Origin of the sequence: Streptomyces sp. DH10 (genome assembly GCF_029813805.1) — a bacterium.
GTDB lineage: Bacteria > Actinomycetota > Actinomycetes > Streptomycetales > Streptomycetaceae > Streptomyces > Streptomyces coeruleofuscus.
Genome location: NZ_JARVKU010000013.1, coordinates 25,884 through 51,957, shown reverse-complemented (window position 1 = coordinate 51,957; position 26,074 = coordinate 25,884). Strand labels below are relative to the sequence as shown.

Here is a 26,074-nt window from a genome sequence, read left to right as displayed (position 1 = left end):
CCTCCGGAGCGCTGCACTGAATCCATGCTGACGCGAATCGACCACATCGGGATCGCCTGTTTCGACCTCGACAAGACCGTCGAGTTCTACCGTGCCACCTACGGCTTCGAGGTGTTCCACTCCGAGGTCAACGAGGAGCAGGGCGTGCGCGAGGCCATGCTCAAGATCAACGATACGTCCGACGGCGGCGCCTCGTACCTCCAGCTCCTGGAGCCGACCCGCGAGGACTCCACCGTCGCGAAGTGGCTGGCGAAGAACGGGGAGGGCGTCCACCACATCGCCTTCGGCACGGCGGACGTGGACGCCGAGGCCGCGGACATCAAGGACAAGGGCGTACGCGTGCTCTACGAAGAGCCGCGACGCGGCTCCATGGGGTCACGGATCACCTTCCTGCACCCTAAGGACTGCCATGGCGTACTGACAGAACTGGTCACTTCGGCGGCCGTTGAGTCACCTGAGCACTGACCCTCGTACATAGGGGCCGGTAGGGTTGGGGGCGGTCGCCGCTCAGCCAGGGTGACCGCGGTCCCGCCGTGCGACGGCAGGACCACCGGGGTCCGGGTTTCGGGGGACGAGCGTCGGGGCAGCAGCCTCTGCTCCGCCGATGATCTGACACCATTCCCCGGGGGCCCCGTTCGGCGGATGGACGGAGCTCGTTTGGAGAGAGTTGCGACCAGGGGACGGATGGGACCGCGCAGTGCGGGGCTACGAGAGCCAGGAGCGAGAGCCGGCGGCTGACGTCGACCACCTCTCTCGGTTCGAAGCCGAGATGAAGCGGCTGAAGACCGAGCGGGAAAAGGCGATCCAGCACGCCGAGGACCTCGGCTACCAGGTCGAGGTGCTGCGCGCCAAGCTGCACGAGGCGCGGCGCACCATCATGTCCCGGCCCTCCTTCGACGGCGGCGACATCGGCTGGCAGGCCGAGCAGTTGCTGCGCAACGCGCAGATGCAGGCCGACCAGATCCGCGCGGACGCCGATCGCGAGCTGAGCGAGGCCCGGGCCCAGACCCAGCGGATCCTCCAGGAGCACGCCGAGCAGGCGGCTCGGCTCCAGGCGGAGCTGCACCAGGAGGCGGTGACCCGGCGCCAGCAGCTGGACCAGGAGCTGGCCGAGCGCCGCCAGACGGTCGAGTCGCACGTCAACGAGAACGTGGCGTGGGCGGAGCAACTGCGGGCACGCACCGAGCAGCAGGCCCGCCGGCTGCTGGAGGAGTCCCGCGCCGAGGCCGAGCAGGCCCTCGCGACCGCCCGCTCGGAGGCCGAGCGGCTGACGACCGAGGCCCGGCAGCGGCTGACGGGTGCGGCCGAGGAGGCCCGCGCGGAGGCCGAGCAGATCCTGCGGCGTGCCCGCACGGACGCCGAGCGGCTGCTCAACGCCGCCTCGACGCAGGCCCAGGAGGCCACCGACCACGCCGAGCAGCTGCGGACGTCCACGGCCTCGGAGTCGGAGTCCGAGCGCCGCCGGGCCCAGGAGCTGAGCAAGGCCGCCGAGCAGCGGATGGCCGAGGCCGAGGAGGCGCTGCGCAAGGCGCAGGCCGACTCGGAGAAGCTGGTCACGGAGGCCAAGGAGGCCGCCGCCAAGGCCCTGGCCAGCGCGGAGTCCGCCAACGAGACGCGCACGCGCACCGCCAAGGAGCAGGTCGCCCGGCTGGTCGAGGAGGCCACGAAGGAGGCCGAGAACACCAAGTCCGAGGCCGAGCAGCTCGTCGCGGACGCCCGCGCCGAGGCGGAGAAGATCGTCGCGGAGGCCTCCGAGAAGGCCCGCACGCTCACGGCCGAGGAGACGGCGACCCAGCTGTCCAAGGCGGCCAAGACCGCCGAGGAGGTGCTCAACAAGGCGTCGGAGGACGCCAAGAAGACCACCAGGGCCGCGGCCGAGGAGGCCGAGCGGATCCGCAGGGAGGCCGAGGCCGAGGCGGACCGGCTGCGCGCCGAGGCACACGACATCGCCGAGGAGCTCAAGGGCGCGGCGAAGGACGACACCAAGGAGTACCGCGCCAAGACGGTCGAGCTCCAGGAGGAGGCCCGCCGGCTGCGCGGCGAGGCCGAGCAGCTGAGGGCCGACGCGGTCGACGAGGGCGAGAAGATCCGCGCCGAGGCCCGCAGGGAGGCCGTGGCGCAGATCGAGGAGGCGGCGAGGTCCGCCGAGGAACTGCTCGCCAAGGCGAAGGCGGACGCGGACGAGCTGCGGACGACGGCCCAGACGGACAGCGAGAAGGTCCGTACGGAGGCCATCGAGCGGGCGACGACCCTGCGCCGCCAGGCCGAGGAGACCCTTCAGCGCACCCGGCAGGAGGCCGAGCGGCACCGCGAGGAGGTCGTCGAGCAGGCCGAGGCCCTCAAGGCGGACGCCGAGCGTGTGGCGCGGGAGCTGCACGAGGAGACCGAGCGGGCCATAGAGGCCCGCCGCGCGGAAGCAGCGCAGGAGCTGACGCGGCTCCAGACGGAGGCGGAGGAGCGGCTCGCCGCCGCCGAGCAGGCGCTGTCCGACGCCCGGGAGGAGGCCGCGCGGATCCGCCGCGAGGCCGCCGAGGAGAACGAGCGGCTGCGCGCCGAGGCCGCCGAGCGGATCCGTACGCTCCAGCAGCAGGCCGAGGCCGAGGCCGAGCGGCTGCGCGACGAGGCCGCGTCCGACGCGTCGGCCGCACGTGCCGAGGGCGAGGCCGTCGCCGTACGTCTGCGCTCGGAGGCCGCGAGCGAAGCCGAGCGGCTGAAGTCGGAGGCGCAGGAGAGCGCCGACCGGGTGCGCGCGGAGGCGCAGGCCGCCGCCGAGCGGCTGGCCACGGAGGCGTCCGAGACGCTGGCCGCCGCCCAGGAGGAGGCCAACCGGCGCCGCCGTGAGGCCGAGGAGTTCCTCGGCTCCGCCCGGCAGGAGGCCGACCAGGAGCGCGAGCGGGCCCGCGAGCAGAGCGAGGAGCTGCTGGCTTCCGCGCGCAAGCGCGTGGAGGAGGCGCAGACCGAGGCCGTACGGCTGGTCGAGGAGGCCGACCGCCGCGCCACGGAGATGGTGTCGGCGGCCGAGCAGCACGCGCAGCAGGTCCGGGACTCCGTCGCGGGGCTGCACGAGCAGGCGCAGGACGAGATCGCCGGGCTGCGCAGCGCCGCCGAGCACGTGGCGGACCGTACGCGGCGGGAGGCGCAGGAGGAGGCGGACCGGGTCCGCTCCGACGCCTACGCCGAGCGGGACCGGGCGAGCGAGGACGCCGGCCGGCTGCGGCGCGAGGCGCACGAGGAGTCCGAGGCCGCCAAGGCGCTCGCCGAGCGGACGATGTCCGAGGCGATCGCGGAGGCGGAGCGGATCCGCGCGGACGTCGCCGAGCACGCCCAGCGGGTGCGCACGGAGGCGTCGGACGCCATCGCGGAGGCCGAGCAGAGCGCCTCGCGTACCCGGGCGGACGCCCGCGAGGACGCCAACCGCATCCGCTCGGACGCGGCGACGCAGGCGGACACCCTCATCACCGAGGCGCGCAACGAGGCGGAGCGGCTCACGACCGAGACGGTCCAGGAGACCGACCGGCTGCGGATGGAGACGGTCGCCGAGGCCGAGCGGGTCCGTACGGGAGCCCTCTCCGAGGCCGAGCGCCTGCGTTCCGAGGCGGCCACGGAGGCCGAGCGGGTGCGGGCCGAGTCGGTCGCCAAGGCCGACCAGCTGGTCGGGGAGGCCACCGCCGAGGCGGAGCGGCTGCGGGCCGAGGCCGCCGAGACGGTCGGCTCGGCGCAGCAGCACGCCGAGCGGGTCCGCGGCGAGGCACAGCGCGTCAAGGCGGCCGCCGAGGCGGAGGCGGAGCGGCTCGTCAGCTCCGCGCGCGAGGAGGCCGACCGCACGCTGGACGAGGCCCGCAAGGACGCCAACAAGCGGCGCTCCGAGGCGGCCGAGCAGGTCGACAAGCTCATCACGGAGACCACGGCGGAGGCCGACAAGCTCCTCACCGAGGCGCAGCAGCAGGCGCACAAGACCACCGCGGAGGCCGAGTCGCAGGCCGACACGATGGTGGGCGCGGCCCGCAAGGAGGCCGACCGGCTCGTTTCCGAGGCGACGGTCGAGGGCAACTCGCTGGTGGAGAAGGCCCGTACGGACGCGGACGAGCTGCTGGTCGGCGCGCGCCGGGACGCCACGCAGATCAGGGAGCGGGCCGAGGAACTGCGGGATCGCATCACGGCGGAGATCGAGGAGCTGCACGAGCGGGCCCGCCGGGAGTCGGCCGAGACGATGAAGTCGGCGGGTGACCGCTGCGACGCGCTCGTCAAGGCCGCGGAGGAGCAGCTCGCGAAGGCGCAGGCGAAGGCCAAGGAGATCGTCTCGGAGGCCAACTCCGAGGCGGGCAAGGTGCGTATCGCCGCGGTGAAGAAGGCGGAGGGGCTGCTCAAGGAGGCCGAGCAGAAGAAGTCCACGCTGGTCCGGGAGGCCGAGGAGCTCAAGGCCGAGGCGATCCGCGAGGCCAAGCGCACGGTCGAGGAGGGCAAGCGCGAGCTGGAGGTGCTGGTCCGCCGCCGCGAGGACATCAACGCCGAGATCTCCCGTGTCCAGGACGTCCTGGAGGCGTTGGAATCCTTCGAGGCCCCGTCGCCGGCCAAGGACAACGGAGTCAAGGCGGGCGCAACAGTCGGCGCACCCCGTTCGGGTGGCAAGTCCTCGGATAGCTAGCGAACCGGGGCGAAACCGGTGTGTGCTGGAGCCTTTGACCAAGTCTTTGGCAAGCGGTCCTGCGGTTAGCCACTCAAAAGGGGTCTCATTTTGCAGACCAAACGCGCATCCGCTCGATGACACACCGTTTCGGCCCCTAGGATTCCACCTATCACCTCACCGGTCTCATTCGACAGGAACCCCATGAGCGACACTTCCCCCTACGGCTTCGAGCTTGTGCGGCGTGGATACGACCGCGCTCAGGTGGACGAACGTATCTCCAAGCTCGTCTCCGACCGTGACAGCGCTCTCGCCCGCATCACCGCTCTGGAAAAGCGCATCGAGGAGCTCCACCTCGAGACGCAGAACGCCCAGGCCCAGATCAGCGACGCCGAGCCGTCGTACGCGGGTCTCGGCGCGCGTGTCGAGAAGATCCTCCGCCTCGCCGAGGAAGAGGCGAAGGACCTGCGCGAGGAGGCCCGCCGCGCGGCCGAGCAGCACCGCGAACTCGCCGAGTCGGCGGCCCAGCAGGTGCGCAACGACGCCGAGTCCTACTCGGCGGAGCGCAAGGCGAAGGCCGAGGACGAGGGCCTGCGGATCGTCGAGAAGGCCAAGAGTGACGCCGCCCAGCTGCGCAGCGAGGCGCAGAAGGACGCGCAGTCCAAGCGTGAGGAGGCGGACGCCCTCTTCGAGGAGACCCGCGCCAAGGCCGCGCAGGCCGCCGCCGACTTCGAGACGAATCTCGCCAAGCGCCGCGAGCAGTCCGAGCGCGACCTGGCGTCCCGTCAGGCCAAGGCCGAGAAGCGCCTGGCCGAGATCGAGCACCGCGCCGAGCAGCTCCGCCTGGAGGCGGAGAAGCTGCGCACGGACGCCGAGCGCCGCGCCCGCCAGACGGTGGAGACGGCCCAGCGTCAGGCCGAGGACATCGTGGCGGACGCCAACGCCAAGGCGGACCGCATCCGTTCGGAATCCGAGCGCGAGCTCGCGGCCCTCACCAACCGCCGCGACAGCATCAACGCCCAGCTGACGAACGTCCGCGAGATGCTCGCCACGCTCACGGGTGCCGCGGTGGCCGCCGCCGGCACGCCGGCCGAGGACGAGCCGATCTCCCGCGGGGTTCCGGCCCAGCAGTCCCGGTAACACCCGGGCATACGGAGTCTGAATCTCCGCAAAGCCCTCTGCCGCTCGGGTGGCAGAGGGCTTTGTCCCGTTCTAGCGTGGCGGGCATGATTGAGCTGGAGGGGCTGACCAAGCGGTACGGCGAGAAGGTGGCGGTCAACAACCTGTCTTTCACCGTCAGACCGGGCATCGTCACCGGCTTCCTCGGGCCGAACGGCGCGGGCAAGTCCACGACCATGCGGATGATCCTGGGTCTCGACCACCCGACCGCGGGCGACGTCCGGATCGACGGCAAGCACTACCAGCAGCTCAAGGATCCGCTGACGTACATCGGCGCCCTGCTGGAGGCCAAGGCCTGGCACGGCGGGCGCACCGCCTACAACCATCTGCTGTGCCTCGCGCAGAGCAACGGCATTCCGCGCGGCCGGGTGCGGGAGGTGCTGGACACCGTCGGGCTGACGGCCGTCGCGAAGAAGAAGACCAAGGGCTTCTCGATGGGCATGGGGCAGCGGCTCGGCATCGCGGCCGCGCTGCTCGGCGATCCGCGGATCCTGATGTTCGACGAGCCGGTCAACGGCCTCGACCCCGAGGGCATCCACTGGATCCGCACCCTGATGAAGTCCCTGGCGGCACAGGGCCGGACGGTGTTCGTCTCCTCCCATCTGATGAGCGAGATGGCGCTGACCGCCGATCACCTCGTCGTCATCGGGCAGGGGCGGCTGCTCGCGGACACCTCCATGGCCGACTTCATCGCGCGCAACTCACGCTCGTACGTCCGGGTCCGCAGCCCGCAGCGCGAGCGGCTGCTCGACGTGCTGCACCAGGCCGGGGTGGTGGCCGTCGAGAGCGGTGACGGGGTGCTGGAGGTGGACGGCGGCAAGTCCGAGCACGTCGGCGAGCTGGCGGCGCAGCACGGGATCACGCTGCACGAGCTGAGCCCCCAACAGGCGTCGCTGGAGGAGGCGTTCATGCAGCTGACCGCGGGGTCGGTGGAGTACCACGCGCACAGCCTGACGAGTCCCGAGCCACCGGGGCAGCAGTGGGGCGACGGCTGGAAGAGGGGCTGAGCATGGCGACGACGCAGGTCGTACGGTCGGAGTGGACGAAGATCCGGTCGGTGGCGTCCACGGTGTGGAGCCTGTCCCTGGTGGTGGTCGTGACGGTCGCCCTCGGGATGCTGATCTCGGCCCTGTCCAAGAACGAGTTCGACTCCATGGGCGCGCAGCAGCGGGCGGAATTCGACCCGACGTTCATCAGCTTCGCGGGGATGAGCCTCGGGCAGCTCGCGATGATCGTGTTCGGTGTGCTGGTGGTGTCGAACGAGTACAGCACCGGCATGATCCGCACCTCGCTGGCCGCCGTGCCGCAGCGCGGCTCCTTCCTGTTCAGCAAGATCGCGGTGGCCAGTGCCCTCGCCCTCCTGGTCGGCCTCGTCACCAGCTTCGCCGCCTTCTTCCTGGGGCAGGCGATGCTGGGCGAGCACCGGGCGGAGATCGGCGACCCCGGGGTGCTGCGCGCGGTGGTCGGCGGTGGCCTCTACATGGCGCTGATCGCGATGTTCTCCATGGGCGTCGCCGCGATGCTGCGCTCGCCGATGCTGTCGCTGGGCATCCTGATGCCGTTCTTCTTCCTGATCTCCAACATCCTGGGCAATGTCGACGCGACGAAGAAGGTGGGCCGGTTTCTGCCCGACCAGGCCGGCAGCAAGATCATGCAGGTGGTCACGCCCATCGGCGACGACACCCCGTACGGTCCGTGGGGCGGCCTCGGGATCATGGGGCTGTGGGTGCTGGCGGCACTGGTCGGCGGGTATGTGCTGCTGAAGAAACGGGACGCCTAGGAGGACTGCCGGGGCGCGTCGCGCTCCACCCTTTACTTTCATTTGGGCGGAACCGTCAGCGCCTCGATATCCTCCTAACCCTTACGGGGGCGTGTGCCCCGCTGTCCTGAACCTTGCGATGGGTGCGGAGCATGATCGAAGCAGTCGGCCTGACCAAGCGCTACGGCGACAAGACCGCTGTGTACAACCTTTCCTTCCAGGTGCGGCCGGGGGCCGTCACCGGCTTCCTCGGGCCGAACGGCTCGGGCAAGTCGACGACGATGCGGATGATCCTCGGCCTGGACAACCCGACGGCCGGGCATGTGACGATCAGCGGCCACCCGTACCGCAAGCTGCCCAACGCTCCCCGCCAGGTCGGTGCCCTCCTGGACGCCAAGGCCGTGCACGGTGGCCGGGCCGCCCGCAACCACCTGCTGTGCCTGGCCCAGCTGTCCGGCATCCCGGCCAAGCGGGTGGACGAGGTGCTCGGGGTCGTCGGCCTCCAGGACGTGGCGAAGAAGCGGTCCAAGGGCTTCTCCCTCGGCATGGGGCAGCGGCTCGGCATCGCCGCCGCGCTGCTCGGCGACCCGCAGGTGCTGCTGTTCGACGAGCCGGTCAACGGCCTCGACCCCGAGGGCATCCTCTGGGTGCGCAACCTGATGAAGGCACTCGCGGCGGAGGGCCGTACGGTCTTCGTCTCCTCCCACCTGATGAGCGAGATGGCGCTCACCGCCGACCACCTCATCGTCATCGGGCGCGGGCAACTGCTCGCCGACATGAGCGTCACGGCCTTCATCTCCGCGAACTCCGCGGACTTCGCGCGCGTGCGCACGCCCGACACCGAGCCGCAGCAGCGCGAGAAGCTGTCGGCCGCGCTCACCGAGTCGGGCGGGCACGTACTGCCCGAGCAGGACGGCGCGCTGCGCGTGACCGGGCTGCCACTCCCCCGCATCAGCGACATCGCGCACGACCACGACGTCCGGCTGTGGGAGCTGTCGCCGCACCAGGCCTCGCTGGAGGAGGCGTACATGCGGATGACGCAGGGCGCCGTCGACTACCGCTCGACCATCGACCAGAAGGAAGGGCTCCAGCAGCAGCTGCCGCCCGGGGCGCAGCCGCCGATGCCGGTGCCCGGACAGGGCCAGCCCGGCTGGTACGCCCCGCCGCCGCCCCAGCCGGGCGGGCAGCCGTTCACGATGTCGCCGCAGGGCGCGCCGGGCCAGGCACCGGCGGGCCCGTACGGCGCACCGGGAGCCCAGGGAGCGCCCGTAGCCGCTCCGATCACCCCTGGCGCCGCCGGCGCGGGAACGCCCAACCCGTACGCCCAGCCGGCAGGCCGGCCGCCGCAGCCGCCCGCGCAGGGCGCGCCGCCGGCGCCGCAGACGCCCGCGGGCCAGGCGCCTCAGGCCCCGGCAGTGCCTGCGGCGCAGGGCGGCCCCGCCTCCCCCGCCGGGACCGCTGCCCAGTCGGGCGGGGGCGCGCCGTCGGCCCCCCAGGCGCCCGCCGCGCCGGCCTCCGCCCCGACCTCCGACCTGACCAAGCCCGAGGACCCCCGATGAGCAGCCCCCAGCCCCAGATGCCGCCGGCCGCACCCACCTGGGAGGCGGCGCCCGGCTCTTCGTACCCCGGCTACACCTCGCCGATCCCGGTCGTGCGGACGCACCTCGGGCATGCCATCGCCTCCGAGTGGACGAAGATCAGGTCGGTGCGCTCCACGATGTGGACGCTCGGCGTGTTCGTCCTGCTCGTCATCGGCATCGGCACGCTGACCGGCTTCGTGGTGGCGAGCTCCGACCCGGCCCTGTCCGGCGAGAGCCCGCTCGGCCTGGGCTTCTTCGGGCTGCTGCTCGGCAGCATGTGCATCATCACGCTGGGCGTGATGACCACGGCCTCGGAGTACGGCACGGGCATGGTCCGCACCACGATGGTCGCGTGCCCGAGCCGGGGCCGGGTGCTGGCGGCCAAGGGCATCGTGTTCTTCCTGGTCGCCTTCGCGGTGACGCTGGTGTCCGCGTCCCTCGTCGCCTTCCTGCACGTGGCGATGCTGGAGGGGCAGGGCACCAAGGACCCGTCCGGCGGGGAGTGGCTGAGGGGCACGGTCGGCATCTCGGCGTACGTCGCGCTGCTGGGCCTGCTCTCGCTCGCCATCGGCTCGATCATCCGGCACTCGGCGGGCGCCATCACCATCATGATCGGCGCCGTGCTCGCCCCGCTGGTGATCGCGCTGTTCATGTTCTCGGAGTCGCTGCGGGGCGTCCGCGACGCGCTGTTCGAGTACTCGATCCCGAGCCAGCTGAGCGTCTTCTACGCCACCCCCGGCTCCAACTCCCTCAGCTCGTCCGGCCCCTCCGGCTGGGACCCGCTGTGGATCCTCCTCGGCGCGACGGCCGTCGCGTTCGCCGCCGCCTTCGCTCTGCTGGAGAAGCGGGACGTGTAGCCGCAGGCCGTCAACGGCCTAGGGCGTGTCCGCAAAGTCCCGCCTGCCCCGCGACGCCCGGCAATCCCCCAGCCTTCGGCCGGGGGGCCCCCAGAGCACGCACCGGACGCCGCGAGGCCCGCCCTCCGGGCGGACGACGGGACTTTGCGGACACGCCCTAGAACCTCGGCGCGTTACGGGACCGCCGCACCCCCGGGGTGCGGCGGTCCCGTGCGTTCCAGCAGGCCTTGTGCCAGTGCCGGCGGTCGTCGACGCCCGTGTGCTCGGACCAGGCCACCACGTGCGGCACCCCGTCCGGGATCAGCTGGTCACAGCCGGGGCAGCGGTACGACTTGCCCTGCGCGCTGGCGCCGGCCACGTGCCGCACGCTCCAGTTCTCGCCCTGCCAGTTCTCCGAGGACTGCCAGCCGCCGTAACGGCCGGGGCGGTCGTCCTCGACGCTCCGGCCGGACGAAGCGGCGCCCTTGGGTCGGTTGCGACGCGGGGACACGGGACACCTCTCGGGGCTATACAGGACACGTGGCGTGCCAAGCCTACGCGGCGCGGACGGGGGTACACGTACGCCATCCAATCGCCACAAGTCCCTCGCCGGGCAAGGCGCGCCCCCGCCGGGCCCCTCCCCGGACTCCGCACGGGACGCCCATTCAGCAGACAATCCGCAAAATGCCCCGACCGGCCGTGTCCTCGGCACGTGTCAGACGGTTATGCCCTGTGGGGGAGCTCCGTGTCGGAGCCAAGGAAGCAGGAAAGCAATGCGCGTTGGAAGTTTCGTGTTGGCGGCCCAGTTCCCCGGTCAGGGAGAGGGAGAGGCGCTGCACCGCGCGGTCCGCTCGGCCGAGGTCGCCGAGGAGGCCGGGCTCGACACGGTCTGGCTGGCCGAGCACCACTTCGTGCCGTACGGCACGTGCCCGTCGGCCGTCACCCTGGCCGCTTTGCTGCTCGGCCGCACCCGCCGGATCCGGGTCGGTACGGCGGTGAGCGTCCTGCCCACCACCCACCCCGTGGCCCTCGGTGAACAGGCGGCGCTGCTGCACCACACGAGCGGCGGCCGTTTCACGCTCGGCGTCGGGCGCGGCGGCCCGTGGGTCGACCTGGAGGTGTTCGGTGCGGGCCTGGAGGCGTACGAGAAGGGGTTCCCGGAGTCCCTGGACGTCCTGGTGCGCTGGCTGCGCGACGCGTCCGTGGCGGCCGACGGGGAGCGCTTCCGCTTCCGCGAAGTCCCGGTGGTTCCCCGGCCGTCGGAGGCCCTGACCGAGATCGAGGGGCCCGAGCTCGTCGTGGCCTGCACCTCGCCGGCGAGTGTGCGGCTGGCGGCCGAGCGCGGCCTTTCGATGCTGCTCGGGATGCACGTCGGGGACGAGGAGAAGGCCGAGATGGTCGCCCTGTGGCGGCGGCACGCGCGGGCGTGCGGCCGGCCTGCCGAGGAGATCGTGGGCGCGTCCCATGTGTCGGCGGGCGTCTGCCAGATCGCGGACCGGCGGGCCGACGCGGCCGAGACGCTGATGAAGGCGATGCCGGGCTGGCTGAAGCAGGGCCTGGAGGCGCATGTCACGGTCGACGGGCGCACGCGCCGGATGCGCGACCCGCAGGCGTACACCGAACTGCTCTGCGGACTGCACCCGGTGGGCACCCCGCGGCTGTGCGCCGACCGGCTGGCGGCGACCAGCGAGCGGACCGGCATCTCCCGTTTCGCCCTGCTCGTCGAGGGCTCCGGGGACCTGGCGGCGACGGAGGAGAACGTACGGCGGCTGGGGGCCGAGGTGCTCCCCCAACTCGCCTGAAGGCACGGTGGGTTCCTGGGGCTTGCCGCTCCGGTACAGAACTGCACCTCCCGCGTACGGAGCGGCAAGCAAGCGGCGCCGCGTCAGCAGTCCCGGAACTCGGGTGACTGGTTGAGCACCTGGCTGCGGACCGACGTGAAGCGGCCCAGCTTCTCGTCGACCGAGGAGTCAAGCGGGAACACCGCCACCCGGTGGCAGTTCTGGAAGGCCAGGCGTACACCGAAGTGCCGTTGCAGCGCGCCGCGTATCGCGTCACTCGCAAGAGCACGCAGCAACTGACCGCGTGCCTGCTCGTCCGGCGGAGGCGTCTGGTTGTCGGCGAACGCACCGCCGTCCACCTTCAGCTGTGCCACCAGGGAGCTGATCATCTCCCACGCGTAGGGCAGGGAGGTCCGGACGCAGTCGACGAATTCCGCTTCGTCGACCTCGCCTCGCTCGGCCTGTTCGAGTAGGGCCGGTGAGACGTCGAGCGACATGAGTTCTCCTCTCGCACCCCCGCCCGGCGGGCAGAGGTTGCCGGACAGATAAGGGAGTTCGCGATACCGGACACGCTGCGTACACGCATCGCGACCTCCCGTTCATACCGTAAGCAACCGACGGTGACGGCACCAGGAGAATGCGCAGATGAGGCACTCTCAATGACCACACCCTGCACACAATCGGCCAATACCGAACACGTGTTTTCCAGGGCGAATCGCGTCGACAGGCGCCTGTCGAGTAGCGTTGCCGACCATGCGTCTCGTCATTGCCCGCTGCTCCGTGGACTACGCCGGGCGGCTCACCGCCCACCTTCCCTCGGCCCCGCGCCTGATCCTGGTGAAGGCGGACGGCAGCGTCTCGATCCACGCCGACGACCGGGCCTACAAGCCCCTGAACTGGATGTCGCCGCCCTGCACGCTGAAGGAGGGCACCGGCGAGGATGAGGGCGTCTGGACCGTCATCAACAAGGCGGGCGAGAAGCTCATCATCACGATGGAGGAAGTCCTCCACGACTCCTCGCACGAACTGGGCGTCGATCCCGGCCTGATCAAGGACGGCGTGGAAGCGCACCTCCAGGAGCTGCTCGCCGACCGCATCGAGACACTCGGTGACGGCTACACCCTGATCCGCCGCGAGTACCCGACGGCCATCGGCCCGGTCGACATCCTGTGCCGGGACGCCGACGGCAAGACCGTCGCGGTGGAGATCAAGCGGCGCGGTGAGATCGACGGCGTGGAGCAGCTGACGCGCTATCTGGAGCTGCTGAACCGCGACCCCCATCTCGCCCCGGTCCGCGGCATCTTCGCCGCGCAGGAGATCAAGCCCCAGGCCCGCGTCCTCGCGACCGACCGCGGCATCGGCTGCCAGGTCCTCGACTACGACGCGCTGCGGGGCATCGAGGACGACAAGCTGCGGCTGTTCTGACACACCGCGCGTACACGACGAAGAGGGCCGGGTCCGTGGAACGGACCCGGCCCTGCTGTGTGCGGGGCTGTCAGATCACCGGGTCCGGGCTGCTTTCCGGCGCGCTCGCGGTGGTGCTCGCGGGGGCGCTCGACGCCGGGCCGCTGGCCGAGTCCGAGGTGGACGGCTGCGAGGTCGGAGGCTGGGACGTCGGCGGCTGTGAGGTCGGTGGCTGGGACGTGGGCGGTTGTGAGGTCGGCGGCTTCGACGTCGTCGGCGGCTTCGACGTCGTGGGCGGCTTGGACGTCGTGGGCGGCTTCGACGTGGTCGGCGGCTTCGAGGTCGTGGGCGGCTTCGACGTCGATCCGGAGTCGCTCGGGGCCGGGGAACCGCTGGGATCGCCGGTCGGCGTCGGATCGTCCGAGGTGCCCGGCGTGCCGTCCGGGCCCGGGTCGGTCGGGCGGCTCGTCGCCGCACCCGTGTCGCCGTCACCGTCGCTGTCGTTCGCCGGCCGGTCCGCGCCCAGGCTGCCGTCGTTGATGTCCTGGCTGGCCGAGGGGTTGACGCCGACCCGGTCGGACGGCGGGTTGTTCGGGTCGTTGTCGGAGGTGGCGCCGAGCGTCACCACCGTGCCGAGCACGGCGACGAGCAGGGCACCGGCGCCGGAGGCCACAAGGTTGCGCCGGGCCAGGCCCTTGAGCCCGCCCCGGGCCTTGCGGGAGGGCGCGGGCGAGCTGTGGTGGGTGACCAGGGCCGGCGAGGGGGGCTGCTGAAGGGTCGGGAAGGCCGCCGGAACACCGCCGGCCGGGGACGCCGACTCCTCGTACCGGGCGTCGGGGACCTCCTCCCCCGCGGTCGGCCCGAGTCCGACCGGGGTGCCCGAGCGGTCGGCGACCAGGGCGAGGGCGCGGCGGCCGGCGACGGTCCCGCGCTTGTCGGAGAGGGCGCCACGCAGGCCGATGGAGGCCTCCAGTTCGGCGCGGGCCCGGTCGAGCTGTCCGCCGCACAGGGCGAGGATGCCGAGCTCGTGGTGGAAGTACGCCTCTTCGGCGACGTCCCCGGCGAGCCGGGCCGCCTCGGCGCCGGTGCGCAGGACGCGTTCCCAGGCGCTCCAGTGCAGTCCGGCGGCGAACGCGGGCGCGGCGGTGCGCGCCAGGTGCACGGCCGGGCTCTCCTCGCCCTCGGCGGGCGGGCTGGTGAGCGGCCCGAGCACGGCCAGGGCGGCCAGGAGCGCGTCGGCCTCGGCGCACACGCGCTCGGGGGTGACCGAGGGGTGCCCGGCCCACCAGGAGTAGTGCTGGGCGGCGCTGCGGGCGCCCGCCTCGGCCTCGTCGGCGTATCCGGCGGCCTCCAGCTGGGCCAGGACACCGGCGGCGAGCCGGTAGCGGGAGCCGACCGGGGAGACCAGGCCGCAGGAGGCCAGTTCGCCGAGCGCGGCGTCCGCGTGGGTGTCGCCGACCAGGGCGGGCAGATGCGCCTGGTGCGGCACCTCGCCGCCGAGGGCGACGGCGAACCGCAGGGTGGCGCGTGCGGAGGCGCTCAGCCGGGAGGCGAGCAGCGGCGCGGGCGCGGCGGCCTCGCCGAGCGAGGGCAGCGGTACGTCGTCCCCGTCGGCGGCGTCGTAGGCGTCGGCCGGGGGCGCGTCCTCGAAGACGCCGAACGCGTCGACGGCGCTCGTCCCGGCGCGCAGCCGGTCGCGCTGCCGCAGCAGGGCGCCGGCCTGCACGAAGCGCAGCGGCAGGCCCTCGGACTCGAACCAGAGGTCGCCCGCCCAGTTGGACTCCTCCTCGGTGAGGGTCCGGCCGACGGCGTGTTCCAGCAGGTCGAGCCCGGCGGCGCGCTCCAGGCCGCCGAGGAAGACCTCCTCGACGGCGGCGTCGGCGGAGGGCGCCGGCACGTCCGGGGTGGCGCCGAGCAGGAAGGCGCACTCGGGGGTCGCCTCCAGCAGCTCGTCGAGCCCGGCGCCGCCGAACTCGAGGTCGTCGATGACGACGACCGCGCCGATCTCACGGACGTGGGTGAGAAGTCCGTCCCGGTCCGGGCGGTGCAGGGGGGCGTTGTAGACCGCGTGGAAGAGGTCGTACAGCAGGTCGCCGGAGGTGCGGCCGAAGCCGTTCAGGCGGACGACGCCGTCGGGTGCGAGGTCGGAGCAGTCCTCGGAGACCAGGTCGAGGAGGCGGGTGCGGCCGCAGCCGGCGGGGCCGGTGAGGCGGACCGAGCGGCCGCGGGCGAGCAGGCGCACCAGTCGCTCGCGTTCGTCCTGGCGGGCCAGCAGCGGCAGGCTGGGCTGCGCGGGGCCGGGCGGGACGGGGGGCCGGGCCGCGCGCTCGGCCTCGGCGCGCTCCGCCGTCGTGAGTTTCACGGGCCGGGCGGGCCGTTCGGCGGGCGGGCAGGCTTCTATCTCGCTGCCGTCGACCGGGTTGACGGTCAGCAGGAAGTCGCCGGAGACCAGCTGCACGGTGCGGGCGAGCGCGGGCGCGTGCTGGCTGAAGTCGGGTGTGAGGGATTCCCTGGGCGGGCGCTGGCGCGGCGACTGCTCGTCGCCGTCGTGGCCATACCCCTCGGGTTCCCCGGTGTTCGGGTCCATAGGTCAAAGCCCCCCAAAAGCGTGTGTGTGCTCTGAAAAGCCCCTCCCGGCCTTGCTGCACACCGCGCTGTCGCTTCTGGTCCGGGCCCGCAGATAGGGTTTCAAGGCAGCGGGCAGCCGAACCCTAAACCTTCGCACAGTATCTACGACAGTCCGGGGTACCGCGCCGTCCGAGACGTCACGGTCTCGTGAGGATTGTGCGCGTCGCACGATTCGACAACGTCCGTCCGGGTCTCCCCGGTCTCCCGGTTCACACCCGCACGGATCGTCACACGCGAGGCAATGTCTCCACCCCGATGCCCCCCTCGATCGCCAGGATCCGGTGCAGGCGGGTGGCCACCAGCAGGCGCTGCATCTGCGGCGGCACGCCGCGCAGGACCAGGCGCCGGCCGCAGCGGCCGGCCCGCCGGTGAGCCCCCATGATCACACCGAGTCCGGTGGCGTCCCAGGAGTCCAGTTCGGACAGGTCCAGCACCAGGTCGCCGACTCCGTCGTCGACGGCCGAGTGCAGGACCGTACGGGCGTCCGCCGCGCTGCGGACGTCGAGGCGGCCCCCGACGACCAGCTCGGCGTGGTCGCCCCTGATGTGCATATGCGCTCCCCGTGCGTGCGTCTCGTGCTCCGCGTTCTGATGCCGGTGATGCAACCTCTGACTGCGTGAGGGGGGCAGAGGTTGCTTCTTGTAAGCGAACCGATACCGAATTCACCCGGGGGTGTGATGCTCCCGGGGCATGTGCGGTTTCAGTGCTTGTAGAAGCCCTGCCCGCTCTTGCGTCCGATGTCACCGGCGTCAACCATCCGGCGCATCGACTCGGGCGGCGCGAACTTCTCGTCCTGGGACTCGGTGTAGATGTTGCTCGTGGCGTGCAGCAGGATGTCGACGCCCGTCAGGTCCGCCGTCGCCAGCGGGCCCATGGCGTGACCGAAGCCCAGCTTGCAGGCCAGGTCGATGTCCTCGGCGCTCGCCACGCCCGACTCCTGGAGCTTCGCGGCCTCGACGACCAGGGCGCAGATGAGACGGGTCGTCACGAAGCCGGCGACGTCGCGGTTGACGACGATGCAGGTCTTGCCGACCGACTCGGCGAACTCCCGGGCCTTGGCGAGGGTTTCGTCGCTGGTCTTGTAGCCGCGGACGAGTTCGCACAGCTGCATCATCGGCACCGGCGAGAAGAAGTGCGTGCCGACGACCCGCTCGGGGCGCTCCGTCGCGGCCGCGATCTTGGTGATCGGGATGGCGGAGGTGTTGGAGGCGAGGATGGCCTCGTCCTTCACGAGCTTGTCGAGGGCGCGGAAGATCTCGTGCTTGACCTCGAGCTTCTCGAACACGGCCTCGACGACGACGTCCGCGTCGGCCGCGGCGTCCAGGTCGGTGGTCGCGGTGATGCGGGCGAGGGCGGCGTCGGCGTCGTGCGCCTCCAGCTTGCCCTTGGCGACGAACTTGTCGTACGAGGCCTTGATGCCGTCGGTGCCCCGCCTCAGCGCCTCGTCGGTGACGTCGCGCAGGACGACGTCCCAGCCCGCCTGTGCGGAGACCTGGGCGATGCCGGATCCCATGAGGCCGGCTCCGATGACGGCGAGCTTCCGTGCCACTGTGCGACTCCCCTGACGCGCTGTTTATGTCTGCCTCTCCGGCGGACACTAGCGTTCGTGAGGGCCTGTGTGACCAGTAAGTAATGCGCGTCACGTCTCACATGACGGACATCACACCGGCAGGGGTCATCCCGCGCCCCGGACGGCGTAGTTGAGCACCTTCTCGCTCAACAGCTCCTCGATGTCGTCGAGGAGGACGAGCATCTCGCGTGACACTTCGTCCGGGTTGCGCCCCTTGGCCATCTCACGGCCGATCGCCACGAAGGCCGTGCCGTGGACCCAGCAGATCTGACCGGCGATCAGCCTGGGCAGCGGGTCGGCGTCCCCGGCGTCCGTCTCCTCGCGGAGGGTCGCCTCCAGGTTGTCCTGGACCTCCTGCTGGATGCTCCACAGCCGGGAGCGCAGCGGCGGCGCCTCCTCGATGCAGCGCATGAAACGGTCGTAGCCCTCGACGAGGCCCATCCGGGGCGAGACGGCCTCGATCTCGGCGCGCAGCTCGCGCAGCACCGCCCGGGCGGCCGACTCCCCCGGGTCCCGGCCGCGCACCCAGCGGGAGAGCCGGTCGACGACGCCCCGGGAGCGGTCGAAGAAGAGGTCCTCCTTGGCCGGGAAGTAGTTGTAGACGGTGTTCACGGAGACGTCGGCCGCCTCCGCCACGTCCGCGATCGTCACGGTCACGAACCCATGCTCCAGGAACAGCCCGGTGGCGATGTCCGAGATGCGCTGCCTGGTCTCGCGCTTCTTCCGCTCCCTGAGCCCCTCTGCCATGGCCGAATCCTAGCTTCCCTGGTGACTCACAAAAGTTGGAGTGATTGCAAAATTTAAGAGCCTCTGTTTTTCTGTGGGGCATGGCAATCATCAGTACGTCCGCCCTGGCGCGTACCTTCCAGACCAAGCGCGGCCCGGTCCGGGCCGTGCGCGGCATCGACCTGACCGTCCGAGAGGGCGAGATCCTCGGCTTCCTCGGCCCGAACGGGGCCGGCAAGACGACCACCCTGCGGATGCTGACGACCCTGCTGGAACCGACCGGCGGCGCCGCCACGGTGGCGGGCTGCGACCTGGCGACCGACCCGGCCGGGGTGCGGCGGGCCTGCGGCTACGTGGCGCAGTCCGGCGGGGTCGACCCCCAGATCAGCGTGCGGGAGGAGCTCGTCACGCAGGGGCGTCTGTACCGGCTGACCAAGACACGGGCCGCCGAGCGCGCCGAGGAGCTGGCCCGCGACCTGGGCCTCACCGAGCTGCTCGACCGCAAGTGCGTCGCACTCTCCGGCGGGCAGCGGCGCCGCCTGGACATCGCGATGGCGCTGACCCACCGCCCGAAGGTGCTGTTCCTCGACGAGCCGACGACCGGCCTCGACCCGGGCAGCCGGGCCGACCTGTGGGACCTGGTGCGCCGGCTGCGCGACGAGCACGGCACGACCGTCTTCCTGACCACGCACTACCTCGACGAGGCCGACGCCCTCTCCGACCGGCTGGTCGTCGTCGATCACGGGACGGTCGTCGCCGAGGGCACCCCGAGCGCGCTGAAGCTCCGGTACGGCGGCTCCCTCGACGCCTCGCTCCAGGACACCTTCCTCGCCATCACCGGCCGCAGTGCCGCGCCGGCCGACCAGACTCCCGTCGCCGTCTAGGACGCAGAGGACTCCCGATGCTGTTGCACGACACCGCGCTCGTCTACGGGCGCTATCTCCGCCAGTCCCTGCGCTCCCGTTTCGCGCTGCTGTTCGGCGTGCTGATGCCGCTGCTGTACCTGCTGTTCTTCGGCCCCCTGCTGACGGATCTGCCGCTCGGCGAGCAGGGCAGCTCCTGGCAGGTGCTCGTCCCCGGCCTGCTGCTGCAACTCGGCCTGTTCGGGGCGTCGTTCGCGGGCTTCTCGATCATTCTCGAGAAGGGCCAGGGGGTGGTCGAGCGCATGCGTGTCACCCCCGTCAGCCGGCTGGCCCTGCTGCTCGGCCGGGTGCTGCGGGACGCCACGGTGTTCGTCTTCCAGGCCGTGCTGCTGGTCCTGGCGGCGATGGCGGTGGGCCTGCGGGCCCCGCTGCCCGGCGTGCTGATCGGGTTCGCCTTCGTCGCCCTGCTCTCGCTCTCGCTGGCCTCGCTCTCGTACGCGCTGGCCATGAAGCTGAGCACCCCGCAGACCTTCGGCCCGGCGATCAACGCGCTCACCATGCCGTCCATGCTCCTGTCGGGCCTGATGCTGCCGATGACCCTGGGACCGGCCTGGCTGGACGTCCTCTCCCACCTCATGCCGTTCCGCTATCTGGTCGACGCCGTCCGGGACGCCTACGTCGGCTCCTACGCCACGGCCCACATGCTGTACGGCGTCCTGGTGGCCGTCGGCTTCGCGGTCCTGTCCGTGACAGTGGGCACACGCGTGTTCCGAACGGCCGGAGCCTAACTACGCTGGCCACATGGTCAATCTGACGCGCATCTACACCAGGACCGGCGACCAGGGCACGACCGCCCTCGGCGACATGAGCCGGGTCGCCAAGACCGACCTGCGGATCGCCGCGTACGCCGACGCCAACGAGGCGAACGCGGTGATCGGCACGGCGATCGCGCTGGGCGGCCTGGACGAGGAGGTCGTCAAGGTCCTCACCCGCGTGCAGAACGACCTGTTCGACGTGGGCGCGGACCTGTCGACGCCGGTGGTGGAGAACCCGGAGTTCCCGCCCCTGCGGGTCGAGCAGTCCTACGTCGACAAGCTGGAGGCGGACTGCGACCACTTCCTGGAGGGCCTGGAGAAGCTCCGCTCCTTCATCCTCCCCGGCGGCACCCCCGGCGCGGCCCTCCTCCACCAGGCGTGCACGGTCGTGCGCCGGGCGGAACGCTCGACCTGGGCGGCCCTGGAGGTGCACGGCGAGGTCATGAACCCCCTGACGGCCACCTACCTCAACCGCCTCTCCGACCTCCTGTTCATCCTCGCGAGGACGGCGAACAAGGAGGTCGGGGACGTGCTGTGGGTGCCGGGCGGGGAGCGCTGACCTTCGGGGCCGCGCTCAGGTCCGGCGCCGCGCCCCCTGCAACAGCCCGGCGGCGACGAGCACGCCGCCGACGCACATCATCACGATGCCGACTTTCGTGAGGGTGAAGACGGGGATCTGCACATCGCCGGCGAACAGCCACAGCCCCAGGCCGATCACGAAGGTGACGGCACCTTCCACCAGGTTTCCGCGCGCCTTGCTCATCGGTGCACCCTCTCCTTCTCCAACGTCACCTCGGACTCCCCCGCCGCAGGCTTCCGCGGCCAGATCCAGTAGCTCAGGGCGACCAGGCCGTGGATGCCGGCCGCGCGCCAGGCCGCGTAGCGCCAGCTCTCCAGGGAGGTGACGCGGCTCGGGTCGTCGACGTACCAGATGGCGACCTGGAGCAGCACGGTCGCGACGGCCGCGCCCACCAGCGTGCCCGTCCAGACCTTGCCCTCGTGACGGGCCCGTGCCATGCCGTAGCGCGGGGGCCGCCGCGGCGGCGGGGCACCGCCGAAGCGGTGGGCCGCGTGGCCGTCGAGCCACTTCACGGTGCGGTGACCGTGCCCCACGGTGTAGCCGATGTACAGGGCGGCCAGTCCGTGCGTCCAGTTCGGCTCGGCACCGTTCTTCAGGTCCAGCGCGGTGGCGACCAGCAGGACGACCTCCAGCAGCGGCTCGCACAGCAGCAGCGCCAGTCCCGTACGCGGCATGCGCAGCAGGTAGCGGAAGGCCAGTCCGGCCGCCAGCAGCACCCAGAAGCCGATCTCACAGGCGGCGATCAAGGCGACGATCACGGTTCGCTCCTCTCGGTCACCCTTCAAGGCTCCCGGTCGGCGCGGCCGGAATCGTCGTCGCGACTGACGAACCCGCGGTACATCGAAAGATGCAGCGACGGACCCTCCGCGGGGTCCACGCGCACGGCGGGACAGCCGTGTTGGATGGTGGCATGGCCGTACGACTCCCCCGCCCACGCCGTTTCGACGTCTACGTCGGGCTCGGCGGCCTGCTCGGCGGGCTGCTGCTGTGGGGCGTCGGTCTGGCCACCCGTCCGCACACCGAGGCGTACGTGCTGCTGCCGGGCCGCTGGCCGGTCCTGCTGCCGCTGCTCGTCATGGCCGGCTGCGAGCTGCTGCGCCGGACCGCCCCGCGCGCGGCCCTGCTGACCGGCACGGCCGCGCTCGTCCTGGACACCGTCACCCAGGGCAACCTGGTCACGATCCTGATGTACACCGACCTCATGTACGCGGCCGTCCTGTACGGCCCGCCCGCCTCGGCCCACCGCATCCCGCGGATCACCGGGCTGCTCTCGCTGGCCGGGGCCGTGGTGCCGTTCGCCCTGTGGCGCGAGCCCGAGGCACTGCTGGTCGGTGTGGTCACGGGGCTCGTGGCCTTCGCTCCCGCCTCCACCGGCCTGATCGTCCGGAACCACCGCGACGCCGCCGAGGCGGCCCGGCTGCGCGCCGAGCAGACCGCGCTGCTCGCCGAGATGGACCGCACCCAGGCGGTCACCGCCGAGCGCGCCCGGATGGCCCGCGAACTGCACGACATGGTCGCCAACCACCTGTCCGCGATCGCCATCCACTCCACCGCCGCCCTCTCCCTCCAGGACCCGAAGACCTCCCAGGAGGCACTGAGGGTCATCCGCGAGAACAGCGTGGAGGGGCTCGCGGAGATGCGGCGGCTCATCGGGATCCTCCGGGACTCCAGCGGCGACACCGAGCCGGTCGCCGCCCCCACGCTCGACGGGCTCGGTCCCCTGGTCGACAACGCGCGCGCCAACGGCCTCGACATCACCCTCGACGCCGCCCACGGGTCGGTTCCCGCGCCCGTCGAACTCGCCGCCTACCGCATCGTGCAGGAGTCCCTCACCAACGCCCTCAAGCACGCCGGACCCGGCCGGGTCGCCGTCGCCCTCGCCCGGCAGGACGGCGGGCTGACCGTCTCGGTGACCAGCCCGTACGGTGACCGGGACCAGCCGGGTGCCCCCGGCTCGGGCGCGGGGCTCATCGGCATGCGCGAGCGCGCCGCCCTGCTGGACGGCACGTTCGAAGCCGGCCCCGAGGACTCACCCGGCGGCAAGGTCTGGGCCGTACGCGCCACCCTCCCCGTACCCGACACCCCCGAAGGAGACACCGCATGATCCGTGTCCTGGTCGCCGAGGACCAGTCCGCCGTCCGCGCGGGCCTGGTCCTCATCCTGCGCAGCGCGCCCGACATCGAGGTGGTCGGCGAGGCGGCGGACGGCGAACAGGCGGTGGCACTGGCCCGCGAGCTGCGGCCCGACCTGGTGTTGATGGACATTCAGATGCCGCGCCTGGACGGGGTGTCGGCGACCCGGCAGGTCGTCGGTGAACGGCTCGCCGACGTGCTGGTGCTGACCACCTTCGACCTCGACGAGTACGTCTTCGGGGCGCTGCGGGCGGGCGCGTCCGGCTTCCTGCTGAAGAACACCGAGGCGAAGGACCTGCTGGAGGCCGTCCGGACGGTCGCACGCGGGGAGGGACTGATCGCCCCGGCGGTCACCCGGCGGCTGATCGCGGAGTTCGCCGCGAAACCGGCACGGGAGCCGGCGGCCGACCCGGCAGTCCTCGACCGGCTGACCCGGCGTGAGCGCGAGGTGCTGTCCTGCCTGGGCGAAGGCCTGCCCAACGCGGGCATCGCCGAGCGGCTCGACATGGCCGAGGCGACCGTGAAGACGCACGTCAGCCGCCTGCTGGGGAAGCTGGAGCTGCGCAGCCGGGTGCAAGCGGCCGTTCTGGCGCAGGAGTTGGGGATCTGATCCGGCCGCAGATCACTACGGCCATCGTGGTCCAGACCTATTGACCGGTGGTCCAGACCTTTCTATTCTCACCGCACCATGAGTGGGCGTGAGGCTCAGTCACGCCCCCACAACTCCATCGAGGAGGCGCAGCATGCGCTTCAGACACAGAGCCGCGGCAGGGTTCGCGACCCTGTTGCTCCCGCTGGCCGGTCTCGTCGGCCTCGCGAGCCCGGCCCAGGCCGCGACATCCGCCACCGCGAGCTACACCAAGACACAGGACTGGGGCTCCGGCTTCGAAGGCAAGTGGACGGTGAAGAACACCGGCACCACGACCCTCAGCTCCTGGACCGTCGAATGGGACTTCCCCTCCGGCACGTCCGTCACCTCCGCCTGGGACGCCGACGTCACCTCCTCCGGCACCCACTGGACCGCGAAGAACAAGTCCTGGAACGGCACCCTCGCCCCCGGCGCCTCCGTCTCCTTCGGCTTCAACGGCACCGGCTCCGGCTCCCCCGCGAACTGCGAGCTCAACGGCGGCAGCTGCGACGGCGGCACCACCGAACCCGGCGACAGCGCTCCGAGCGCCCCCGGCACTCCCACCGCCTCCGGCATCACCGACACCTCGGTGAAGCTGACCTGGTCCGCCGCCACCGACGACAAGGGCGTCAAGAACTACGACGTCCTGCGCGACGGCACCAAGGTCGCCACGGTGACGACCACGTCGTACACCGACACCGGCCTGACCAAGGGCACCGACTACTCCTACTCGGTCCGGGCCCGCGACACCGCCGACCAGACCGGCCCGGTCAGCGGCGCGGTGAAGGTCCGCACCACCGGCGGCACCACCGAGCCGCCCACCGGCGACAAGATCAAGCTCGGCTACTTCACCGAGTGGGGCGTCTACGGCCGCAACTACCACGTCAAGAACCTGGTGACCTCGGGCTCGGCGTCGAAGATCACGCACATCAACTACGCCTTCGGCAACGTCAAGAACGGCCAGTGCACGGTCGACGACACCTACGCCGCCTACGACAAGGCCTACACCGCCGACCAGTCCGTCAGCGGCACCGCCGACACCTGGGACCAGCCGCTGCGCGGCAACTTCAACCAGCTCCGCCAGCTCAAGGCCAAGTACCCGCACATCAAGGTGCTGTACTCGTTCGGCGGCTGGACCTACTCCGGCGGCTTCGGCCAGGCGGCGCAGAACGCGGCCGCCTTCGCCAAGTCCTGCAAGGCCGTGGTGGAGGACCCGCGCTGGGCCGACGTCTTCGACGGCATCGACATCGACTGGGAGTACCCGAACGCCTGCGGCCTGACCTGCGACACCTCAGGTCCGGCGGCGTTCAGGAACCTCTCCCGGGCACTGCGTGCCGAGTTCGGCCCGGACTACCTGGTCACCGCTGCCATCACCGCCGACGGCTCCTCCGGCGGCAAGATCGACGCGGCCGACTACGGCGGCGCCGCGCAGCACCTCGACTGGTACAACGTGATGACGTACGACTACTTCGGCGCCTTCGACAAGGACGGCCCGACCGCCCCGCACTCCCCGCTCACCTCATACCCCGGCATCCCGCAGGCGGGCTTCAACTCGGCCGACGCCATCGCCAAGCTGAAGGCGAAGGGCGTCCCGTCCGCCAAGCTCCTGCTCGGCATCGGCTTCTACGGCCGCGGCTGGACCGGCGTCACCCAGTCCGCCCCCGGCGGCACGGCGACCGGCGCGGCTCCCGGTACGTACGAGGCCGGCATCGAGGACTACAAGGTCCTCAAGAACGCCTGCCCGGCCACCGGCACCATAGCGGGCACCGCGTACGCGCACTGCGGCAGCAACTGGTGGTCGTACGACACTCCCGCGACGATCGCCGGGAAGATGACCTGGGCCGAGAACCAGGGCCTGGGCGGCGCCTTCTTCTGGGAGTTCAGCGGCGACACCGGCAACGGTGAGCTGGTGACCGCCATCGACAACGGGCTCGACTGACGGACGACCTGGGCGACGTTCACGCTCCCCCAGACTTCGTCCGGGGCCCCCACCCAGCGAGTGAATGTGGCTACGCCACATTCACTCGCTGTCCGGGCGGGGCCGCCTCGAGCCACGCGAGGAAACCGGTCAGCGCGTCCTCGCTCATGGCGAGCTCGAGCCGGGTCCCCCGGTGCAGACAGGCGAGGATCACGTGGTCGGAGAGGAGCGCCAGCTCCTCCTCGCCCTCCGGGACCCGGCGGCCGGCCACCTCGATCGCGGACCGCTCCAGGATCCGGCGGGGGCGCGGGGAGTACGAGAAGACACGGAACCACTCGACGCGGTCACCGTTGTACCGGGCCACCCCGTAGGCCCAGCCCTTGCCGCCCACGTCGCTCTGCTCCGGGGTGTCCCAGCGCAGGCTGGCGTCGAAGGTGCCGCCCGAGCGCTGGATGAGCCGGCGGCGCAGACCGAAGACGAACAGTCCCACCACGACGAGAGCCACGACAATTCCGCACACAGTCAGAGCGAGGACCATCGACACCGACCTCCTCGTCTCCTAGGTAACGGAACGTAAAAAACACCCACATCCACCTCAGCCGCGGCTGGGTCCGGATCTCTCCGGTACCCAGCCGCGGCTGAGTGACGTCATCACACGGCGGGCGGGTTCAGCGCGCCGCCGTGGCCGCACGCAGACGGACGTCCGCGCGGCGCTGGGCCTCCGCGTCGTCCTCCGCCTTCGCACGCTCGAGCTCCTGCTCCGCGCGCTGGACATCGATCTCGTCCGACAGCTCCGCGACTTCGGCCAGCAGCGACAGCTTGTCGTCCGCGAACGAGATGAAACCGCCGTGGACCGCGGCGACGACCGTCCCGCCATCACTCGTACGGATGGTCACCGGGCCCGACTCCAGCACACCGAGCAGCGGCTGGTGACCGGGCATGACGCCGATGTCGCCGGACGTGGTGCGCGCGACGACCAGGGTGGCCTGGCCGGACCAGACCTCACGGTCGGCCGCGACCAGCGCGACGTGCAGCTCAGCAGCCAAGGGTG

The 26,074-nt window shown here is 71.6% G+C and carries 25 protein-coding genes; 15 read left to right on the top strand and 10 right to left on the bottom strand.

What is annotated here, in order from left to right; translation table 11 throughout:
* Positions 1 to 24: 24 nt before the first annotated feature.
* The 7 genes from mce to QC385_RS25570 all read left to right on the top strand — a co-directional run bounded on the left by mce (position 25) and on the right by QC385_RS25570 (position 9,999).
* Positions 25 to 465 (top strand): methylmalonyl-CoA epimerase, encoded by a 441-nt coding sequence (gene mce, locus QC385_RS25600; RefSeq protein ID WP_059417187.1) that lies wholly within the window; start codon positions 25 to 27, stop codon positions 463 to 465.
* Between the two features lie 232 nt (positions 466 to 697).
* Entirely contained in the window at positions 698 to 4,645 is a 3,948-nt protein-coding gene (gene scy, locus QC385_RS25595; protein ID WP_279543698.1) for a polarized growth protein Scy, read from the top strand.
* Between the two features lie 183 nt (positions 4,646 to 4,828).
* The gene (locus tag QC385_RS25590; protein WP_059417189.1) at positions 4,829 to 5,764 is read left to right on the top strand and encodes a cellulose-binding protein; all 936 of its coding nucleotides are present in this window, start codon (positions 4,829 to 4,831) and stop codon (positions 5,762 to 5,764) included.
* An 86-nt stretch (positions 5,765 to 5,850) separates the two neighbouring features.
* A complete protein-coding gene (locus QC385_RS25585) occupies positions 5,851 to 6,810 on the top strand; it encodes an ABC transporter ATP-binding protein (protein ID WP_279543697.1) in 960 nt (319 codons plus the stop codon).
* A gap of 2 nt (positions 6,811 to 6,812) precedes the next feature.
* A complete protein-coding gene (locus tag QC385_RS25580; RefSeq protein ID WP_279543696.1) occupies positions 6,813 to 7,583 on the top strand; it encodes an ABC transporter permease in 771 nt (256 codons plus the stop codon).
* Positions 7,584 to 7,714: 131 nt separating this feature from the next.
* Positions 7,715 to 9,121, top strand: coding sequence for an ABC transporter ATP-binding protein (locus tag QC385_RS25575; protein ID WP_279543695.1), 1,407 nt, complete (start codon positions 7,715 to 7,717; stop codon positions 9,119 to 9,121).
* On the top strand, positions 9,118 to 9,999 hold the full coding sequence (locus QC385_RS25570) for an ABC transporter permease subunit (protein ID WP_279543694.1): 882 nt from the start codon (positions 9,118 to 9,120) through the stop codon (positions 9,997 to 9,999). The genes QC385_RS25575 and QC385_RS25570 overlap by 4 nt, the downstream gene beginning before the upstream one ends.
* 157 nt (positions 10,000 to 10,156) lie before the next feature.
* Here the strand turns inward: QC385_RS25570 and QC385_RS25565 are convergent, their stop codons facing one another.
* Positions 10,157 to 10,489: an ATP/GTP-binding protein gene (locus QC385_RS25565; RefSeq protein WP_279543693.1), complete on the bottom strand. Its 333-nt coding sequence runs from the start codon at positions 10,487 to 10,489 to the stop codon at positions 10,157 to 10,159.
* Between the two features lie 262 nt (positions 10,490 to 10,751).
* Here QC385_RS25565 and QC385_RS25560 point away from each other — a divergent pair, with 262 nt between their 5' ends.
* Entirely contained in the window at positions 10,752 to 11,780 is a 1,029-nt protein-coding gene (locus QC385_RS25560; protein ID WP_279543692.1) for an LLM class flavin-dependent oxidoreductase, read from the top strand.
* Positions 11,781 to 11,863: 83 nt separating this feature from the next.
* Here the strand turns inward: QC385_RS25560 and QC385_RS25555 are convergent, their stop codons facing one another.
* Entirely contained in the window at positions 11,864 to 12,256 is a 393-nt protein-coding gene (locus tag QC385_RS25555; RefSeq protein ID WP_030246492.1) for an SCO5389 family protein, read from the bottom strand.
* Between the two features lie 256 nt (positions 12,257 to 12,512).
* Between QC385_RS25555 and nucS the strand changes: the two genes are divergently transcribed.
* Positions 12,513 to 13,184, top strand: coding sequence for an endonuclease NucS (gene nucS, locus QC385_RS25550; protein ID WP_059417197.1), 672 nt, complete (start codon positions 12,513 to 12,515; stop codon positions 13,182 to 13,184).
* A 70-nt stretch (positions 13,185 to 13,254) separates the two neighbouring features.
* On the opposite strand, the gene QC385_RS25545 is transcribed toward nucS, so the two are convergent.
* From QC385_RS25545 to QC385_RS25530, 4 genes are all read right to left on the bottom strand, one after another.
* Positions 13,255 to 15,750, bottom strand: coding sequence for an ATP-binding protein (locus tag QC385_RS25545; RefSeq protein ID WP_279543691.1), 2,496 nt, complete (start codon positions 15,748 to 15,750; stop codon positions 13,255 to 13,257).
* 268 nt (positions 15,751 to 16,018) lie between these two features.
* The gene (locus QC385_RS25540; protein ID WP_003993003.1) at positions 16,019 to 16,342 is read right to left on the bottom strand and encodes an STAS domain-containing protein; all 324 of its coding nucleotides are present in this window, start codon (positions 16,340 to 16,342) and stop codon (positions 16,019 to 16,021) included.
* Positions 16,343 to 16,491: 149 nt separating this feature from the next.
* Positions 16,492 to 17,340, bottom strand: coding sequence for a 3-hydroxybutyryl-CoA dehydrogenase (locus QC385_RS25535; RefSeq protein WP_086852600.1), 849 nt, complete (start codon positions 17,338 to 17,340; stop codon positions 16,492 to 16,494).
* 126 nt (positions 17,341 to 17,466) lie between these two features.
* Positions 17,467 to 18,108: a TetR/AcrR family transcriptional regulator gene (locus QC385_RS25530; RefSeq protein WP_279543690.1), complete on the bottom strand. Its 642-nt coding sequence runs from the start codon at positions 18,106 to 18,108 to the stop codon at positions 17,467 to 17,469.
* Positions 18,109 to 18,188: 80 nt separating this feature from the next.
* Between QC385_RS25530 and QC385_RS25525 the strand changes: the two genes are divergently transcribed.
* From QC385_RS25525 to QC385_RS25515, 3 genes are read left to right on the top strand one after another with little or no spacing between them, the layout of a single operon-like run.
* The gene (locus QC385_RS25525) at positions 18,189 to 18,971 is read left to right on the top strand and encodes an ABC transporter ATP-binding protein (protein WP_279543689.1); all 783 of its coding nucleotides are present in this window, start codon (positions 18,189 to 18,191) and stop codon (positions 18,969 to 18,971) included.
* Positions 18,972 to 18,988: 17 nt separating this feature from the next.
* A complete protein-coding gene (locus QC385_RS25520; protein WP_279543688.1) occupies positions 18,989 to 19,738 on the top strand; it encodes an ABC transporter permease in 750 nt (249 codons plus the stop codon).
* Positions 19,739 to 19,751: 13 nt separating this feature from the next.
* Positions 19,752 to 20,324, top strand: coding sequence for a cob(I)yrinic acid a,c-diamide adenosyltransferase (locus tag QC385_RS25515; protein ID WP_279543687.1), 573 nt, complete (start codon positions 19,752 to 19,754; stop codon positions 20,322 to 20,324).
* A gap of 15 nt (positions 20,325 to 20,339) precedes the next feature.
* On the opposite strand, the gene QC385_RS25510 is transcribed toward QC385_RS25515, so the two are convergent.
* Complete coding sequence (locus QC385_RS25510) at positions 20,340 to 20,528, bottom strand: DUF5708 family protein (RefSeq protein WP_279543686.1); 189 nt, start codon at positions 20,526 to 20,528, stop codon at positions 20,340 to 20,342.
* Positions 20,525 to 21,103 carry a hypothetical protein gene (locus QC385_RS25505; RefSeq protein ID WP_279543685.1) on the bottom strand — a complete coding sequence of 193 codons (579 nt, stop codon included), beginning with the start codon at positions 21,101 to 21,103 and terminating at the stop codon, positions 20,525 to 20,527. The genes QC385_RS25510 and QC385_RS25505 overlap by 4 nt, the downstream gene beginning before the upstream one ends.
* A 152-nt stretch (positions 21,104 to 21,255) precedes the next feature.
* Here QC385_RS25505 and QC385_RS25500 point away from each other — a divergent pair, with 152 nt between their 5' ends.
* The 3 genes from QC385_RS25500 to QC385_RS25490 all read left to right on the top strand — a co-directional run bounded on the left by QC385_RS25500 (position 21,256) and on the right by QC385_RS25490 (position 25,044).
* Positions 21,256 to 22,449, top strand: a complete 1,194-nt coding sequence (locus QC385_RS25500; RefSeq protein ID WP_279543684.1) for a sensor histidine kinase — start codon at positions 21,256 to 21,258, stop codon at positions 22,447 to 22,449.
* Complete coding sequence (locus QC385_RS25495) at positions 22,446 to 23,087, top strand: response regulator transcription factor (protein ID WP_279543683.1); 642 nt, start codon at positions 22,446 to 22,448, stop codon at positions 23,085 to 23,087. Before QC385_RS25500 ends, QC385_RS25495 begins: the two co-directional genes overlap by 4 nt.
* A gap of 133 nt (positions 23,088 to 23,220) precedes the next feature.
* Entirely contained in the window at positions 23,221 to 25,044 is a 1,824-nt protein-coding gene (locus QC385_RS25490) for a glycoside hydrolase family 18 chitinase (protein ID WP_279543682.1), read from the top strand.
* 70 nt (positions 25,045 to 25,114) lie between these two features.
* On the opposite strand, the gene QC385_RS25485 is transcribed toward QC385_RS25490, so the two are convergent.
* Together QC385_RS25485 and QC385_RS25480 are read right to left on the bottom strand one after the other, a co-directional pair.
* Positions 25,115 to 25,561, bottom strand: coding sequence for a DUF2550 domain-containing protein (locus QC385_RS25485; protein WP_279543681.1), 447 nt, complete (start codon positions 25,559 to 25,561; stop codon positions 25,115 to 25,117).
* 130 nt (positions 25,562 to 25,691) lie between these two features.
* The gene (locus tag QC385_RS25480; RefSeq protein ID WP_053670581.1) at positions 25,692 to 26,069 is read right to left on the bottom strand and encodes a F0F1 ATP synthase subunit epsilon; all 378 of its coding nucleotides are present in this window, start codon (positions 26,067 to 26,069) and stop codon (positions 25,692 to 25,694) included.
* Positions 26,070 to 26,074: the final 5 nt, after the last annotated feature.

Excerpts from the sequence above, each read along its gene's own strand:
- mce (WP_059417187.1), top strand. The coding sequence starts at position 25 with ATGCTGACGCGAATCGACCACATCGGGATCGCCTGTTTCGACCTCGAC.
- QC385_RS25590 (WP_059417189.1), top strand. The coding sequence starts at position 4,829 with ATGAGCGACACTTCCCCCTACGGCTTCGAGCTTGTGCGGCGTGGATAC.
- QC385_RS25585 (WP_279543697.1), top strand. The coding sequence starts at position 5,851 with ATGATTGAGCTGGAGGGGCTGACCAAGCGGTACGGCGAGAAGGTGGCG.
- QC385_RS25580 (WP_279543696.1), top strand. The coding sequence starts at position 6,813 with ATGGCGACGACGCAGGTCGTACGGTCGGAGTGGACGAAGATCCGGTCG.
- QC385_RS25575 (WP_279543695.1), top strand. The coding sequence starts at position 7,715 with ATGATCGAAGCAGTCGGCCTGACCAAGCGCTACGGCGACAAGACCGCT.
- QC385_RS25570 (WP_279543694.1), top strand. The coding sequence starts at position 9,118 with ATGAGCAGCCCCCAGCCCCAGATGCCGCCGGCCGCACCCACCTGGGAG.
- QC385_RS25560 (WP_279543692.1), top strand. The coding sequence starts at position 10,752 with ATGCGCGTTGGAAGTTTCGTGTTGGCGGCCCAGTTCCCCGGTCAGGGA.
- QC385_RS25555 (WP_030246492.1), bottom strand. The coding sequence starts at position 12,256 with ATGTCGCTCGACGTCTCACCGGCCCTACTCGAACAGGCCGAGCGAGGC.
- nucS (WP_059417197.1), top strand. The coding sequence starts at position 12,513 with ATGCGTCTCGTCATTGCCCGCTGCTCCGTGGACTACGCCGGGCGGCTC.
- QC385_RS25545 (WP_279543691.1), bottom strand. The coding sequence starts at position 15,750 with ATGGACCCGAACACCGGGGAACCCGAGGGGTATGGCCACGACGGCGAC.
- QC385_RS25540 (WP_003993003.1), bottom strand. The coding sequence starts at position 16,342 with ATGCACATCAGGGGCGACCACGCCGAGCTGGTCGTCGGGGGCCGCCTC.
- QC385_RS25530 (WP_279543690.1), bottom strand. The coding sequence starts at position 18,108 with ATGGCAGAGGGGCTCAGGGAGCGGAAGAAGCGCGAGACCAGGCAGCGC.
- QC385_RS25525 (WP_279543689.1), top strand. The coding sequence starts at position 18,189 with ATGGCAATCATCAGTACGTCCGCCCTGGCGCGTACCTTCCAGACCAAG.
- QC385_RS25520 (WP_279543688.1), top strand. The coding sequence starts at position 18,989 with ATGCTGTTGCACGACACCGCGCTCGTCTACGGGCGCTATCTCCGCCAG.
- QC385_RS25515 (WP_279543687.1), top strand. The coding sequence starts at position 19,752 with ATGGTCAATCTGACGCGCATCTACACCAGGACCGGCGACCAGGGCACG.
- QC385_RS25510 (WP_279543686.1), bottom strand. The coding sequence starts at position 20,528 with ATGAGCAAGGCGCGCGGAAACCTGGTGGAAGGTGCCGTCACCTTCGTG.
- QC385_RS25500 (WP_279543684.1), top strand. The coding sequence starts at position 21,256 with ATGGCCGTACGACTCCCCCGCCCACGCCGTTTCGACGTCTACGTCGGG.
- QC385_RS25495 (WP_279543683.1), top strand. The coding sequence starts at position 22,446 with ATGATCCGTGTCCTGGTCGCCGAGGACCAGTCCGCCGTCCGCGCGGGC.
- QC385_RS25490 (WP_279543682.1), top strand. The coding sequence starts at position 23,221 with ATGCGCTTCAGACACAGAGCCGCGGCAGGGTTCGCGACCCTGTTGCTC.
- QC385_RS25485 (WP_279543681.1), bottom strand. The coding sequence starts at position 25,561 with ATGGTCCTCGCTCTGACTGTGTGCGGAATTGTCGTGGCTCTCGTCGTG.